The organism is Streptomyces saintjeani, assembly GCF_055409605.1.
Genome location: NZ_CP189624.1, coordinates 289,389 through 304,159, shown reverse-complemented (window position 1 = coordinate 304,159; position 14,771 = coordinate 289,389). Strand labels below are relative to the sequence as shown.

The following is a 14,771-nucleotide window of genomic DNA, read 5'->3' as shown; positions in this document are numbered from 1 at the left end:
GTCGGTGACGGACGGCCGGGATCGTTCAGCTGGCCGCGGTGACGTCCTGGTAGCTCTTGCGGAAGGCGGTGACGACGGCGTCGACGTCCTCGTCGGTCATGGCGGCGCCCAGCCCGATGGTGACGGAGCGGCCGAGGAGCCCCTCGCTGATCCGGTAGCGCGCAGGGCGCTCCCACTCCACGCCCCAGGGTGTCCGGCCCTCCCGTACGGCGCGGTTGGCCGTGACCGGCTGCCCCTGGTACATGGTGTGGGCCGGGATGCCGGCGGCGTTCAGGTCGGCGACCAAGGCACGCGCCTGGAGCCGGGAGTCGAGGAACAGCGTGAGGTCGCCGCCCGACCCCTCCTCGTCCGGCAGCCTCCGCCAGCGGACCGGCAGATCGGCGACCTCGCCGCGTACCCGGCGTGCCACGTCCCGCAGCCGCCGGCACATGGGGGCCAGCCGGGGGAGCTGTGCGGACAGGACGGCCGCGGTCAGCTCGGTCATGCGCAGGTTGACGCCGACGAACGGCGGGCCGTCGCCGCTCCCGCGCGTCGCGCCCTTGGCGGTGGTGAACTGGCCGCCCTGGTCCTGGTACCGGGCCACCCGGTCGTACACGTCGGCGTCGGCCGTGGTGACCGCGCCGCCCTCGCCGGCGGTGATGTTCTTGTCGAGCTGGAAGCTGAACGCGCCCGCGTCGCCGAGGCTGCCCACGGGCCGTCCCCGGTACCGGACGCCGGCGGCCTGGGCCGCGTCCTCGATCACCCGCAGTCCGCGTCGCCGCGCGACCTCCAGGACGGGCTCCATGTCGGCGGCGACATTGCCCAGGTGCACCGGCATGACCCCCCAGGTCCGCTCGGTGATCCGCTCCTCCAGCAGCGCGGGGTCCAGGGTCAGCGAGTCGTCGACCTCGGCGAAGACGGGGACGCCACGGGCGGCGACGACGGCGCCGACGCTGCCGACGAAGGTCACGGCGGGCACGATCACCTCGGCCCCGGCCGGTATCCCGAGGCCGATCATCGCGGCGGTGAGCGCGGCGGTGCCCGACGACACGGCGACGGTGTGCGCGACCCCGGCTGTCTCGGAGAACGCGGCCTCGAACCGGTCGGTCCGGTGGCCCAGGTCCGGCCCGTAGTAACGGAACAGCGACCGTGACCGGATCACCTCCAGGGCGGCGGCCTCCTCCTCGTCGCCCCACAGCGCGAGGGCCCGCCAGGTCTCGTACCGCATCCCCGGGGCGCCCGTCACGCGCCCGCCTCCGTCACCGTGTCGAGGTCCGTCGCGCTGTGCGCCACCACGAAGTCCTCCAGGAAGAGGTAGTCGAGCTGGCTCGGCCCGAAGAAGGCCAGCGCCTGCTCGGGGGTCTCCACGATCGGCTCGCCGCGGTCGTTGAAGGAGGTGTTGAGCACCACGGGTACGGAGGTGAGTTCGCCGAACCGTTCCACCAGTTCGTAGAAGGCGCCGTTCGCCTCCGGCGTCAGCGTCTGGACCCGCGCCGTGCCGTCCACGTGGGTGATGGCCGGCACCTCCTGGCGCTTGTCGTCCCGCACCGGCGCGACGAGCAGCATGTACGGCGACTCGATGCCGAGGTCGAAGTACTCGGCGGCCCGGTGGGCCAGGACGGCGGGGGCGAACGGTCGGAACGCCTCGCGGTGCTTGACCTTGCTGTTGAGGATGTCCTTCATCTCCGCGCGGCGGGGGTCGGCGAGGATGCTGCGGTGGCCGAGGGCGCGCGGCCCGAACTCCGAGCCCCCGGTGAACCAGCCGATGAGCGCGCCCTGCGGCAGCAGGCCGGCGGCCAGCCGGGCCGGCCGTTCCACCCGGCGGTGGGGCAGGCCCGAGGCGTCGAGCGCGCGCTGGATCTCCTCGTCGGTGTACCGGCGGCCGAGGTAGGTGTGGCGCTGCGGCCGGGGTGCCGTGCGCGGGGCCTTCGGACCACGCGGCCGGGGCTGCTCGCCGAGGACGTGGTAGCCGTAGTAGGCGCAGCCGACCGCGCAGCCGTTGTCGCCCGCGGCGGGCTGGGCGAAGACGTCGGTGAACGGCGTGTGCCGCAGGATCTTGCCGTTGGCGACCGAGTTGAGGACGACACCGCCCGCCAGGCACAGGCGGGTGAGACCGGTCTCCCGGTGCAGCCAGCCGGCGGCGTGCAGGACGGCGGTCTCCAGCAGGTCCTGGGCGGCCCAGGCGAGGTCGGCGCCGCGCGCGAAGCGCTCGTCCCCCTCAAGGCCGTCCAGGGCGTGCTCGACGAAGTCCAGCAGCCCGCCGTCCTTGAGGTGCAGCTCGAAGCGGCCCTCCGGCAGCAGGGCGAGGTGGCGCCGGAACTCCGCCCGGTAGCGGTCGCTCCCGTAGGGCGCCAGCCCCATGGTCTTGCCGTCCTCGGTCAGGTACCAGGGGCCCTCCTCGTAGAGGGTGAAGCCGATGGCCCTGCTGACCGCCTTGTACATGAAGCCCAGCGAGTGGTCGCTGTCCCCGGCCTGGTAGACCCGGGCCTCCCGCAGGCCGTCGGTGCTCCAGTTGGTCCCGTACACCTTGGAGATCTCGGTGATCTCCGTGCCGTTGCCGACCGACATGGTCATGGTCTCGACGCCCTGGCCCTCGAAGAGGCTGCCGGCCCCGTCGACCACGAGGACCGCGGCCTCGGGGAAGGGCGAGGGGAGGAAGGCGCTGGCGGCGTGCGCCAGGTGGTGGCGGATGAGCGTCGTCCGGCTGCGGAACGGGAAATAACAGCTGGGCAGCAGGGTGTCGTCCGCGACGATCGCGTCCACGTCGGCGAGACGCACCTCGTGTGTCGTCAGGCAGTATCGCCAGCACTGGTTCGCCAGCGAATTCACATTGACCGCGTATTTGCGGCGCCGCAGCCGCTCCTCTTCAATACCGACGGCGATCTCGCCGTTCTCGACGAGACAGGCAGAGAAATCGTGGTTGGAACCGCCGAGCCCCAGAGCGAGCATACTGCCGTCCTTACTCCCGGTGCAGGTCTGCGGATTTGGCGAGTACGTGGGGCGTAAGGTTACCCGGTCGCAACGAGTCAGTCAGCAGGCGGATATGAGCCATCCTCGGGCCGGATCAAGTCGACTTCCGGCCGAACGGCAACGCCCTCGGTAACCTTCATTGCCCCTGTCTTGAAGGTGAAGTTAGGATCGTCGCCCAACGGAAGAGTCGTGCGCGAATACGACCTGGGTGCGGTGATAGGCATGGCCCTGAAGAGTCAATATCGTGATGCGATGTTCGCGAATCGCGATGGGCAGGACCGTCTCAAACTCCTGATGAACGACATGGTCATCGAGGAACAGCTGTGCCAGATGCGGTGCTCCTACTGCCTCACCGAGGACTTCAACCTCCTCATGGCGGTCCCGGACGCCCGCCTGCGCCTGACCACCGACCGGCGAGCGGACTGGCACGAGATCCTCGACGCCTACCACCGCCAGGTGGACAGCCCCATCATGCGCCTGAGCGGCGGCGAGTTCTTCTGGCTGAAAGGCTCCACCGAGTTCGTCGCGGAGTGCAGCGAGAAGTACGAGGTCGTCCAGGTCATCACCAACGGCGCCTTCCTGACACCGCACCGGCTTGAGGCGCTCGCCGAGCTGGGCAACGTCCAGCTGTGCCTCTCCCTCGACGGCCACACCCTGGAGATGAACAGCCACCGGCTGCCGCCGAAGCAGCACAAGCTCTTCGACGTCATCATGCGCCACCTGGACCACGCGGTGGAGCTGGGCATCCCCATCGAGATCCAGTCGGTGATCAGCGACGTCAACGCCACCGGCCAGGCGGATTTCGCCGAGTTCCTGCTGGAGCGGTACGGGCGCGGCGTGATGCTCTACTTCTTCCCGGTGCGCGGCGAGACCAGGACCACCCACGCACCGCCCCTCGGCGACCATTTCGCGCCACTCCTCGAACGCTACGACGAACTGTCCGAGGTACTTCCCCCACGGGCCTTCGTGGAACACATCGGGAATCAGCTGAGCACCGGCGTCCGCACTCTGCGGTGTTACGCGACGGCCACCACGATGCAACTCTTCGGACAGGGAGACGTCTCCTGCTGCCCCTATGCCTGGCTCAAACCCATGGGCAACATAAAGGAGAATCCCGAACTCATCCACGAACAGTTCGGGAAACACCAGCACTACGATATGTTCATGCAGCCCCGGCCGCGCTTCCCGTATTGCAAGAGCTGCACCGGACCGATCGACGTGGTCAACCTCTATCTGTTCGGGAACATCTCCGAGCAGGAAATCGCGCGCTGCGCCCCGTACGCCGGACCCCGCGCTCTGGAACGGCTACGCGAGCTGAAATCGGCGTTCACGCCGGTCTTCGAGCCGGCCGGGGAACCGTCGTCCCACTGACCCCCGTGGGCGGCGGAATGCCAGAAGACCCCAGAGCATACCGAGGCCACGAGGAGACGTAATGATTTCCGTGGATGGGATGTCCGACGACGATTTCACGGGTGCCGGCCTGGAGAGGCTTCTCACGCTCCCCCAGCATGATCTGCTCACGCTCGCCGGGGACTGGCTCGGTGAGCTGGCGCCGTGGCGCAACCCCGAGACCCTGGCGGCGATCTCCACCAGCCTGGCCGCCGAGTCGGTCCTGTCCTCCCTGTTCGTCTTCGGGGAGCAGGTGGCGGAGTCCGACGTCCGCTCCGAGGTCCCCGCACCCCTGCTCGACCTGCTGCTCCGCGCCCGGGTGCTCTCCGAGGAGTCGGGGAAGATCTCGGCCGACTACTGCCTGGTCCGAGGCGAGGGCATGTCGCTGCTGGCCGCCTGGCGGGCGGCGGGCCGGGACACCGGCTCGTACGCGCCCTGGGTCGGCACCGACTCGATGACGCTCTCCCGGCTGGTGGCGGCGCGCCGAGGTGCCCGGTCGGCCCTGGACCTGGGATGCGGCACCGGCATCCTCGGACTGTCGGCGGCCCGCAACGGCGCCGAGGTGCTGTCGGTCGACGTCAACCCGGAGTGCACGGCCGCCGCGACGGTCAACGCCCACATCAACGGGCTGGGGGACCGGCTGACCGCCGTCGAGGGGGACATCATGTCCCTGTCGCTGGACTCCCGGTTCGACCTGGTCGTCTCCAACCCGCCCTGCCTCCCGCTGCGCCGCGGCTCGCTCGGCTGGCTGGCCGGCGAGGCGGGTCTTGACGGCCTGGAGTTCTTCTGGGAACTCCTGCGCCAGGTCCCCGGACTCCTCACCCGGGAAGGCGAGGCGCTGCTCCAGGCCGCGGCCTACGGGGACGAGCGCGGGCCGTTCTTCGTCCCGGAACTGGAAGCCGAACTGTGCCGCCTGGGGGTCTTCGGACGGCTGCTGCTGCGGCCCTCCACACCCCCGCGCTGGCCCGCCTTCGCACCCCGCGACGAGGAACAGCAGCTCACCGGCCCGCTCGGCGACGAGGTCCGGGAGTACGTCACGCGGATCGGTGCCACCCACTACTACGGCTTCGTCCTCTCGGTGCGCTGCGACGGCGAGGGCCTGGCGGTGGGCCGCTTCCAGTGATCGACACCGGGGGCGGCCCACGGGTCAGCCCCCGGTCATCCGGTGACCGTCGGCCCGAGGTCGGCGCGTTCCAGGGCCGCGACCGCGTCGGCGACCTCCGTCAGCGTCAGGTGCGTGGTGTCGACCAGCCGGACGCCGGGCACGTCCGGCACCTCCGCGTCGAGGTGGCGCTCCGCCAGCCGGCCCTCCACGAACAGCCGGCCGCCCGCGTCGCTCTCGATCCGGGCGGCCAGCGCCTCAGGGTCCGCCCGCAGGCCGTAGTAGACCGCCTCCGCGCCGAGTTCCTCGAACACCTTCTGGAAGCGTTCGTAGGCACGGCCCGCGAGGACCACCCCGGTGACGATCACGACGCGGGCACCCCACTCCCGGTAGACGGGCAGGGCCGCGCGTACGGTCGAGGCCATCAGGTCGTACACCTCCTCGCCGCCGTTCCAGGGGTGGACGATGGGATCGCAGTCCATCGCGGCGGCCGGCATGCCGTACCGCGTCACCAGCTGGTGTCCCAGCCGGGTCTTGCCCACGCCCGGGGCGCCGGTGATCACCACGGCCCGCATCAGCTGGCCCCCTCGTGGACCGTGCCGACCAGGCGGAAGCCCAGGTGCGGGATCTTCAGGAGCTTCGCGCCGGAGTCGATGTCCAGGAACTTCTGTTTCAGGACCGAGGTCACCTTGTTCACGTCCTCCCCGCCCGTGGCCTCGCTGAGTTCCTCGCGGGAGACGATCTGGCCCGGCCGGCCGGACAGCAGGCGCAGCAGCCCCGCCTCGGCGTCGGTCACGGGCAACGACTTCGCGGCGGAGTTCAGCGAGCCGTTCGCGAGCGTGAGCACCTGGGTGTTCTCGGACGGCGTGACCGTCTTGAGATAGCTGAGGGTCTCCACGAGCCTGGGCCGCCGCAGGGGACTGGCCAGCGTGAAGCCGTAGCCGGCGGTGACCGCCGCCAGGACCTCGGTGGCGGAGACGCTGTCCAGCACGGCGACGGCGTAACCGCCCCGGCGTTTGAGGTCCGCCACGGACAGGTCGTCCGGCCGGGCGGCGGCGACCCGGTGGAAGGAGACCAGCAGCGCGCCGGGCGGCGGGGCGTGGCCCGTCGCGGGGTCCGTGACATGCAGGGCGATGCCCACTTCGGCACATGCCTCCGCGAGCACCTCCAGGTCTGCCGGTGTCAGGGACTGAGCCAGTACGTACATGGAGGAAACCCTTCACAGAGCGGCGGGGCCGCGGTCGCTTGTCGGGGGACGCATCAGCCAGATCCGCTCGGCGGCCGGGAACCCGGAGCCCTCCGCCAGGCGCACGCCGTGCCGGCGGATGCGCTGGATGATGCCCTTGCGTACCTGGATACGGTAAGCGCCCAGCGCCTCACACTTGGTGAGCAGCGCCTCGTCGTCCACGGGCAGCAGCTCGGGGCGCAGCCCGCCGAGTCCCTGCCCGGCCAGGCGCGCGCCGAGGTTCTTCGCGGTCTCCTCCGCGGAGGAGAACAGGGAGTACGGCTGGTCCTCGTAGAAGGCGACCCGCGCCGCGCCGAGCCGGCCGGTCCGGGCCAGTTCGAGCACCGCCTCCCGGCAGGCGACATGGTCGACGTGGCCGCCGACGCCGAGGGGCGCGTAGACCGGGCCGACGCCCTCCAACAGGGGGGCGAGGCGTTCGGTGAGGGCGTCGAAGAGCTGAGGTTCCTCCCGTACGGACCCGTCGGACCAGGCCGGGTCGGTGAAGAACCGGTCCCGTCTGAGGTCGCGGTCGGCGGCGTCGACGAAGCCCAGCAGCTCCACCCGGGCGCGCAGCACACGGGCGGCGACGCCCTCCTCGTCCAGCAGCAGACGCTGGGTCAGCGCCGGGCGCTCGGCGTAGTACGGGTCCTTGGTCCAGGTCTCGACGCTGAAGACGTCGAGGAACCGGGCGCTCTGCCGGGCCACCGTCCCGCCGAGGGCCAGCGCGGCGTCGTCCGGATGCGGGGACACGATCACCGGGGGTTCGGTGGCCGGGGGGCCGGGCGGGAGCGGGGGCGCCATGAGCAGCAGGCCGTGCCGATGCCACCGGCCGATGGTCTCGCGGTCCGCCTCGGGGAACCCGGCGAGGGGACGGCTGCCGTCGCAGCGGGACAGCAGGGTGGCGGCACGGTCCGGCAGACGGCCGTACCCCTCGACCCGGTGCCCCAGGAAACGCAGTTTCCCGTCCACTGTTTCCACGTGCGGCAGGACCGTCGGGTACCACGTGTCAGGAATCTCCGTCATGTAACTCCGATAACTCCGATGACTCCGAGCCCGTGGTGACGAATGACAGACGCCATAGGGCCGGAGCATACAGATCACCTCCAGGTGTGCCCAGGGCGTGATCCGAAGAGGCAGAAAATGGGGGGACGGGTGGCCGAAAATACCGTGCTCTAATGATCACGATTGCCCTGGGTAACCACCGGGACGATAGCTTTCGGTCATTCGTTTCGGTTCGCGCGTTACATCCGGAGGCCGTCTCCGGAATTCGGCGGCGGCCGGGCCCGCGCCGACGAAGTTCGCATGTCAGCGCCCATTTTTCCGAAGGTGCCGTGAGCGGCGGAACCGGACCCGGGCGGTGGCCGTCATCAGGCCGTCGACAGGGCCGAACGGATGGTAAACGCAGGGAATAGGCCACGCCGACGGCCCGGTTCCGGATGCGCCATTGCGTCGGAGATCTTCTCCTGTAGCCTCAAAGTGCGATTTGACCTGTCGGGCGACTCAGAGGACGAGGCAGGGGAATGGAGACTCGCGTACTGCTGGTTCAACAAGGAGTCTGGGGGAATTCCGCTGCCTCCATGCCTCTGGCGATCGGCTACCTCAAGGCCTATGCCGACGCGGACGACCGCATTCGACGCCGCATGGACATCTCCATCAGGAACTATCCGGGCGACGCCGGCCTGAACGCCATGGCCCGGGACCTGATCCGGGACGGCTGCCCCGACATCCTCTGCTTCTCCGTCCTCGGCTGGAACTTCCGCGCCTTCGGAACCCTCGCGGAGACGTTCAAGCAGATGAACCCGCAGGGCTGGGTCGTCTTCGGCGGCAACCACGTCGCCTACCAGGCCGAGCGGGTCTTCCGCATGTTCCCCCAGGTCGACGTGGTGGTGAACGGCGAGGGAGAGCTGATCTTCCGCGACCTGCTGAACGGCTACCTCGACGGCGCCCAGCGCGGCGAACTCCACGAGATCGGCGGCATCTCCTTCCGCGAGGCCGACGGGAACCTGGTCACCACCCCCGAACGCGAGCGCATCCAGGACCTGGAGATCCTGCCGTCCCCCATTCTGACCGGCGCGATTCCACTGGTCGACAAAAAGGGCGGCTTCCGCTACGACTACGCGCTGATGGAAACGAACCGGGGGTGCCCGTACAAGTGCGCCTTCTGTTATTGGGGAGGCGCCACCGGGCAGAAGATCCGGGCGTTCTCCCGGGAGCGGCTGCGCGAGGAACTCGAAGTCCTGGGGCGGCACGGCGCGGATATCCTGATGCTCGCCGACTCCAATTTCGGACTCATGCGCCAGGACGAGGAATTCCTGGACGACATGCTCCGGGTGCGCCGCAAGTACGGGTTCCCGAAGCGGCTGGAAACCTCCTGGGCCAAGAACAAGTCACCCGGCTTCTACCGCATCATGGAGAAGATGAAACAGTCCGGGATGCACAGCGCCTTCATCCTCGCCCTCCAGACGATGGACGACTCGGTGCTGGATCTCATGCGCCGGCGGAACATGAAGCTGAACGACTGGGAAAGCCTCGTCGCCTGGCTGACCGATCACGGCATCACCCCGTACCTGGAACTGATCTGGGGGGCACCGGGCGAGACGGTCGAATCGTTCCTGGACGGTTATGACCGCGCGGCACAGCACACGCCGTTCATCGCGGTCCACCCGCTGATGCTGCTGCCGAACACCGAATACCACGACAAGCGCGAACAGCACGGACTGGTGACCGTGCGCGGCGAGCAGGACGACTTCGACTACGTGCTCTCCCACCGGACGATGACGCTCGCGGACAACGAGCGCATGCTCCGCTTCATCTGCTGGAACCGCGTCCTGGCCCGGAGCCTGTTCCTGCACAACATCTGGGTCGCCCTGCGCTCGCTCGCCGGCGTCCCCCAGTCACAGGTGCTCCTCAGCTTCTCCGACTGGGTCGACAAGAGCGAGGACCCCGACGCCAGGGAGCTGTGCGCGGTGGCCAGGCCGGCGAACTCCGCCAGTGAACTCGTCGACCCCAACGTCTGGCGACTGCTCACCAAGCGGCTGCTGCGGCAGTGGTGGGAGGAGGCCATGCGCCCCGCGCTGCCCGAGCACCTGCTGCCGGTCCTCGACGAGGTGTTCCGCTACGACCTGCTGTGCCAGCCCGTCCGCCGGCTGCCCGACGGATCGGGCCCCGAGGAGGACCTCCCGGTCGTCAGCAAGTACGGCGAGAGCTGGTACCTGCGCAGCGACACGGAGTTCACCCACCCCGTGCCCCGGCTGATCGCCGCGCTGCGGCGCGGGGAGACGGTGAGCACGGAACCGGAGCGCCACACCGCTGACTTCTACTACCGGACCGAATTCGGCGGTGACCTCCAGCACTACTTCCGCATGGACCGCTTCCGCGGGCTGACCGAGCAGCAGCTCGACGAACAGTTCACCAAGGTTTGACCGAGATCCTTCACCACGGGAGACACGACGATGGACCGCGCCGGGCTGATTCGGGAGCTCCACGAGATAGCGGCGGGCATGACCAAGGGCGAGCACCGGCCGACCCCCCAGGAGGGCGACGCCAGCCTCGTGGACCAGTACGGGTTCAGCTCGCTGGACGCCCTGGAGTACCTGCTGATCCTTGAGGAGAAGTTCGATGTCGTCTTCGAGGACGAGGACCTGACGGAGGAGACCCTCTTCTCCATCGAGGGCCTCGCCTCCTACATCCTCCAGCAGAAGGCCGGCGAGAGCCCCTCCCTGACGTGACGACGGCCATGACACCGGCAGCCGTGGCGGTCAGCGTGGTCGTACCGACCCGCGACCGGACCACCCGGCTCCTGCTCGCCCTGACGGCCCTGGGACACCAGACCCTTGACCGTGAGCGGTTCGAGGTCGTCCTGGTCGACGACGCACCGGAGCGCGGCGCGGTGGAAGAGGTGCTGTCCGCCCTTCCCCCGGGCCTGCCGGTCCGCCAGGCCACCACGGGCGGGCGCGGGGTGGCCCGCGCCCGCAACACCGGGGCCCGGCTGGCACGCGGGGAACTCCTGCTCTTCCTCGACGACGACACCCTGGCCACCCCCGGGCTCCTGGCGGCGCACCTCGCGGCCCACCGGGAGGCGGCCGGTGACACCGTGGTGCACGGCGCCGTCACCGATCTGTCCGCGTTCGCGCTGACGCCCGACCCCCGGCCCCTGCGAACGGCCCTGATCGGCGCCCGGGGCCGCATGATCGACCCCGCCACCGTCGCCGGCCTCGACTCCGCCGTCCCCCTGCTCGGGCCACGCCGCTCGTTCATCGAACGGACCGCCCGGCAGGTGACACGGTCACCCGCGTACGCCCCGCTGCGCTGGCTGAGCTGCATCGGCACCAGTACCAGCGTCCGGCGCACGGTGTTCGACGGAGTCGGAGGCTTCGACGAGCACTACGGACAGCTGTGGGGCGGCGAGGACCTCGAACTGGGACTGCGGCTCGCCGCCGAGGGCACCGCCTTCGGCCTGCTCGACGCGACCGCGTACCACCTGCCGACGGCCCGCCGGGACACCGGCGACCTCCTGCCGAGGTTCTGGCGGCGCGTCGCCGACCGGCACGGCGACCCGCGCCTCGCGGACGTCGGCCCCTTCCTCACCGGCCGCCTCTCCCTCGACGAGCTGGCCGCGAGACTCGGCCCCGCACTGGCACCCGGAACGGCGGTGTCATGACGCACCCGACGGCAGGCACGGTGATCGTGGGCGGAACGGCGCCCCGGTCGCTGGAGGCACTGCGCTCCCGGCGGGACCTGTCCGTCCTCGCCGCCGGAGAGTCCCTGCCCGCCGCCTTCGTCGACGTGCTGTCCACCGCGCTCGACCACCTGCCCGCCGCCCTGCGCGCCGGTGTCCCCGTGCTCATGGCGGCCACCGACTACTGCGTGGCGGCCACCTCTCAGTACGTCGGCCGGTGCGTGGAGGCCGAGGCGGGGGGCCGCAGGCTACGGCCGTCCGAGGCCATGACCCCGGAACCGGCGCAACTGCTCCAGGAGCTGGCGCGGGCCACCGGCTGGAACGGGACGGGCCATGTGCTGATCAGCCCGCGCGCGGCCACCCTCCAGGCGGTGCGCTGGGCGTGGGGCGCCCTCGCCGCCGGACTGCACGAGGCGATGGTCGTGTGCGAGGTCGTACAGGCCGAGCACGAGGACGGCTACCGGGTCGCGGCCGTCCCCGTGACCGCCGCCGACGGCGCCCGCGCCTCCCGGACCGGCGAACCCGGCGAACCGTCCGTGGTCGTCTCCGGCACCGGCCTGGTCACCGCCTTCGGCGACGGAGGGACCGCGTTCTGGCAGGGCCTGCTGGACGGCCGACGGGAACTGTCCGAGCTGACCCGGTTCGACGCGTCCCGCTTCCGCAGCAGAACCGTGTGCCAGACACGGGTCCAGGCGCCCCCCGGGCACCCGACACGCCGTGCGCTGCTGGAGCGGGCGCGCTCGGAGGCGCTGCGGGAGGCGGGACTCGACGAACTGCCGGGCCGGACCCTGCTCGTGTCCGCCGGGGTCGTCCCGCACCTCCCGCAGGTCGCCGGCGCCCCCCGGATCGACGAGATCGCGGTGGAGCCCGACTGGGACGCGGACGGATCGGGCGTCGCCCCGCCGGACGCGGTACTGCTGGCCCACGCCTGCGCCTCGGGCGCCTTCGGACTGGCCATGGCACGCGAATGGCTGCTGTGCGGCCTGGCGGACACGGCCGTCGTCACCGGGGTGTCGTCCCTCAACGCCTACGACTACGCCTGCCTCGACGTGCTGCGCGCGACGAGCACGACCGCCGCCCGCCCGTTCGACGAGCACCGCTCCGGCGTCACCATAGGAGAGGGCGCCGGAGTGATCGTGCTGGAGACCGCCGAGCGCGCGGCGGCCCGTGGCCAGACGCCCCTGGCGACGCTCAGCGGGATCTCCTGCCGGGTCGCGGGACAGGGCGTCAGCCGGCTCAACGCGCATATCGGCGCCGCGTGCATGCGCGACGCGCTGGCCATGGCCGGCCTCACCACCGTCGACTACGTCCACGGCCACGCCCCCGGCACCCGGCAGGGCGACGAGGCCGAACTGCTGGCCCTGGACCAGATCGGCGCCGAGCACGACTGGCGGGGTGTCCCGGTCAGCTCGTACAAGGGGGCGGCCGGCCACCTGCTGCACGCCTCGGTGTTCCCCGGCGTCGTGGCGGCGGTCCGGGCCCTGCGCCACCAGGTGCTTCCGGGAACCCCCGGGCTGCGCAAGCCCCTCGACGCGCGGCATGTGCGGGTACTGCGCGATCCGGAGCCCTGTGACGGGATTCGCTCCGTGCTGGTGAACAACTTCGGGTTCGGCGGCAACAACGCCGCGTTCCTCCTGACGGGAGGCGCGGCCGGGCGCAGGGAGTGGGGTACGGATGGCTGACGCGGTGCTGATGACACCCCGGGAGATCCTCACCGGGTTCTCCAGTGTCAACAACCAGAACGTCCTGATCAACGACGAGGAGTACCTCCGCCTGGACCCGGCGATGCGCCTCTTCTACGAGAAGGTCCGGGAGAACCTGGGGGTGGCCTGTATCGCCGGTCACCTGAGGTCGTGCGGTTATTCGGTGCGGGCGCTGAACCTGCACGGGCGTAATCCGAGCGATGAGGTGATCACGGATCTGATCCGGCGTGAGCGGCCGAAGTTCGTCGGGATCAGCATCATGTACGACCTGCACATCGTGGACGCGGTGCGGTTGCTGCGGTGTGTGCGTGAGGCCGATCCGTCGGTGTTCGTGGCGATCGGCGGGGCGTTCTGCACGTACAACGCCAAGCTGATAGCCGAGCGCATCCCGGAGGCGGACTGTGTGGCCTTCGGCGAGGGCGAGCTGACGGTGGAAGGGCTGATGGAGTGCCTGGCGGCCGGCCGTGACTGGCACGGTGTGCCGGGGCTGTGGTTCTGGCAGGAGGGCCGGGTCCGCAGCAGCGGCCCGCCCAAACTTCCCGATCTCACCCAGGAGCCCTGGCCGGCCCGGGACCTGCTCGTGCACCACCGCAAGAACGGCATCCCCACACCGGTGGCGTCGACCTACACCAGCCGTGGCTGCCACGCCAAGTGCACCTTCTGCTACGTGCCCCGGGCGCCGGGCGTCACGGCGGGCAACGCCTGGCGGGTCCGCTCGCCGGTCGACGTCGTGGACGAGATCGAGTACCTGCAACGGGAGTTCGGCACCCGGTTCCTGTGGTTCAACGACGACAACTTCGGCGGCGCCTTCCAGGAGGGCTACCACCACGCCGTCGGCTTCGCGGAGGAGATCCTCCGCCGGGGGCTGGACATCTCCTTCCACTCCGAGTTCCGCGTCGACACCGGCCTCATCGACCGGGAGGCCCTGAACACCCTGCGCCGGGCCGGCATGGCCTCCGCGCTGCTCGGCATGGAGACCGGGGCCCCGACGATGGCCAAACGGTTCCGCAAGGGAACCATGGTGGAGTACAACTTCGACGCCGCCCGCCTGTTCAAGAAGGAGGGCATCGAACTCGAACCCGGCTGGATCATGGTCGAACCGGGCACCACCCTCGACGAACTCTGGGAGAACCTCAAGTTCATCGTGGCCGCCGACATCGCCGTGAGCGAGAACCCGTTCTCCTTCATCAGCCGCGCCATCGCCCTGCGCGGCACGGAGATGTACGACAAGATCGCCGATCCGACTCCGCCGGAACTCCCGGGCGTCGAGGGACCGGCCAGGGACGTCCTGCTGGAGGCCCGCCGGGAGTACCGCATCCCGGACCCCCGGGTCGAGGACGTGTGGACGGCCTGGAGCACGGTGAGCGCGGAGGTCGCCAACCGCAAGGAGGAACTGCCCTTCGTCGCCCAGATGATCGTCGACGCCACCAGGGCGCGCAGGGCCCGGGGGGAGCAGGGGCTGCGCCCGCTGCTCAGCCGGCTGCGCGGGTGGGCCGACGGCCTGCCGGACCTGCTGGTGGCCTTCCTCAACGTCGGGCTGCTCCTCGCGGACGAGAACCCGCCACGGCTCGCCGAACGGCTCGAAGCCGAGCTGCGCACGCTGGTCGACGCCTACGACCGCAGGGTACTGGGCGAGACCTACCAGGTGTTCGTCGAAGAGACCAAGAGGCTGTGCGGAGAGCAGGTCATGGCCGGCTGACCCGGCCGGTGTCGGGACGCGCACAT

At 70.3% G+C, this 14,771-nt stretch carries 12 protein-coding genes; 7 read left to right on the top strand and 5 right to left on the bottom strand.

Annotation, left to right across the window (positions count from 1 at the left end):
- Positions 1 to 25: 25 nt before the first annotated feature.
- On the bottom strand, positions 26 to 1,225 hold the full coding sequence (locus ACQCO7_RS01405; protein WP_464070011.1) for a DegT/DnrJ/EryC1/StrS family aminotransferase: 1,200 nt from the start codon (positions 1,223 to 1,225) through the stop codon (positions 26 to 28).
- Positions 1,222 to 2,928, bottom strand: coding sequence for a carbamoyltransferase family protein (locus tag ACQCO7_RS01400; protein ID WP_464070010.1), 1,707 nt, complete (start codon positions 2,926 to 2,928; stop codon positions 1,222 to 1,224). The genes ACQCO7_RS01405 and ACQCO7_RS01400 overlap by 4 nt, the downstream gene beginning before the upstream one ends.
- 273 nt (positions 2,929 to 3,201) lie before the next feature.
- On the opposite strand from ACQCO7_RS01400, the gene ACQCO7_RS01395 reads away from it, so the two are divergent.
- A complete protein-coding gene (locus ACQCO7_RS01395) occupies positions 3,202 to 4,320 on the top strand; it encodes a radical SAM protein (protein ID WP_464070009.1) in 1,119 nt (372 codons plus the stop codon).
- 79 nt (positions 4,321 to 4,399) lie between these two features.
- The gene (locus ACQCO7_RS01390; protein WP_464070008.1) at positions 4,400 to 5,461 is read left to right on the top strand and encodes a methyltransferase; all 1,062 of its coding nucleotides are present in this window, start codon (positions 4,400 to 4,402) and stop codon (positions 5,459 to 5,461) included.
- 35 nt (positions 5,462 to 5,496) lie between these two features.
- On the opposite strand, the gene ACQCO7_RS01385 is transcribed toward ACQCO7_RS01390, so the two are convergent.
- The 3 genes from ACQCO7_RS01385 to ACQCO7_RS01375 are packed head-to-tail and all read right to left on the bottom strand — an operon-like array spanning position 5,497 to position 7,688.
- Complete coding sequence (locus tag ACQCO7_RS01385; protein ID WP_464070007.1) at positions 5,497 to 6,015, bottom strand: DEAD/DEAH box helicase family protein; 519 nt, start codon at positions 6,013 to 6,015, stop codon at positions 5,497 to 5,499.
- Positions 6,015 to 6,647 carry a hypothetical protein gene (locus tag ACQCO7_RS01380; RefSeq protein ID WP_464070006.1) on the bottom strand — a complete coding sequence of 211 codons (633 nt, stop codon included), beginning with the start codon at positions 6,645 to 6,647 and terminating at the stop codon, positions 6,015 to 6,017. Before ACQCO7_RS01380 ends, ACQCO7_RS01385 begins: the two co-directional genes overlap by 1 nt.
- A gap of 12 nt (positions 6,648 to 6,659) precedes the next feature.
- A complete protein-coding gene (locus ACQCO7_RS01375; RefSeq protein WP_464070005.1) occupies positions 6,660 to 7,688 on the bottom strand; it encodes a PIG-L deacetylase family protein in 1,029 nt (342 codons plus the stop codon).
- 497 nt (positions 7,689 to 8,185) lie between these two features.
- Here ACQCO7_RS01375 and ACQCO7_RS01370 point away from each other — a divergent pair, with 497 nt between their 5' ends.
- The 5 genes from ACQCO7_RS01370 to ACQCO7_RS01350 are packed head-to-tail and all read left to right on the top strand — an operon-like array spanning position 8,186 to position 14,745.
- Positions 8,186 to 10,087 carry a KedN5 family methylcobalamin-dependent radical SAM C-methyltransferase gene (locus ACQCO7_RS01370; RefSeq protein WP_464070004.1) on the top strand — a complete coding sequence of 634 codons (1,902 nt, stop codon included), beginning with the start codon at positions 8,186 to 8,188 and terminating at the stop codon, positions 10,085 to 10,087.
- Positions 10,088 to 10,117: 30 nt separating this feature from the next.
- Positions 10,118 to 10,393 (top strand): acyl carrier protein, encoded by a 276-nt coding sequence (locus ACQCO7_RS01365; RefSeq protein ID WP_464070003.1) that lies wholly within the window; start codon positions 10,118 to 10,120, stop codon positions 10,391 to 10,393.
- A gap of 23 nt (positions 10,394 to 10,416) precedes the next feature.
- Positions 10,417 to 11,325: a glycosyltransferase family 2 protein gene (locus ACQCO7_RS01360; RefSeq protein WP_464070002.1), complete on the top strand. Its 909-nt coding sequence runs from the start codon at positions 10,417 to 10,419 to the stop codon at positions 11,323 to 11,325.
- The gene (locus ACQCO7_RS01355) at positions 11,322 to 13,025 is read left to right on the top strand and encodes a beta-ketoacyl synthase N-terminal-like domain-containing protein (protein ID WP_464070001.1); all 1,704 of its coding nucleotides are present in this window, start codon (positions 11,322 to 11,324) and stop codon (positions 13,023 to 13,025) included. Before ACQCO7_RS01360 ends, ACQCO7_RS01355 begins: the two co-directional genes overlap by 4 nt.
- Positions 13,018 to 14,745, top strand: coding sequence for a B12-binding domain-containing radical SAM protein (locus ACQCO7_RS01350; protein WP_464070000.1), 1,728 nt, complete (start codon positions 13,018 to 13,020; stop codon positions 14,743 to 14,745). The genes ACQCO7_RS01355 and ACQCO7_RS01350 overlap by 8 nt, the downstream gene beginning before the upstream one ends.
- Positions 14,746 to 14,771: the final 26 nt, after the last annotated feature.

Coding starts and splice junctions, on each gene's coding strand:
- ACQCO7_RS01400 (WP_464070010.1), bottom strand. CDS start 2,928: ATGCTCGCTCTGGGGCTCGGCGGTTCCAACCACGATTTCTCTGCCTGT.
- ACQCO7_RS01395 (WP_464070009.1), top strand. CDS start 3,202: ATGTTCGCGAATCGCGATGGGCAGGACCGTCTCAAACTCCTGATGAAC.
- ACQCO7_RS01390 (WP_464070008.1), top strand. CDS start 4,400: ATGTCCGACGACGATTTCACGGGTGCCGGCCTGGAGAGGCTTCTCACG.
- ACQCO7_RS01385 (WP_464070007.1), bottom strand. CDS start 6,015: ATGCGGGCCGTGGTGATCACCGGCGCCCCGGGCGTGGGCAAGACCCGG.
- ACQCO7_RS01380 (WP_464070006.1), bottom strand. CDS start 6,647: ATGTACGTACTGGCTCAGTCCCTGACACCGGCAGACCTGGAGGTGCTC.
- ACQCO7_RS01375 (WP_464070005.1), bottom strand. CDS start 7,688: ATGACGGAGATTCCTGACACGTGGTACCCGACGGTCCTGCCGCACGTG.
- ACQCO7_RS01370 (WP_464070004.1), top strand. CDS start 8,186: ATGGAGACTCGCGTACTGCTGGTTCAACAAGGAGTCTGGGGGAATTCC.
- ACQCO7_RS01365 (WP_464070003.1), top strand. CDS start 10,118: ATGGACCGCGCCGGGCTGATTCGGGAGCTCCACGAGATAGCGGCGGGC.
- ACQCO7_RS01355 (WP_464070001.1), top strand. CDS start 11,322: ATGACGCACCCGACGGCAGGCACGGTGATCGTGGGCGGAACGGCGCCC.
- ACQCO7_RS01350 (WP_464070000.1), top strand. CDS start 13,018: ATGGCTGACGCGGTGCTGATGACACCCCGGGAGATCCTCACCGGGTTC.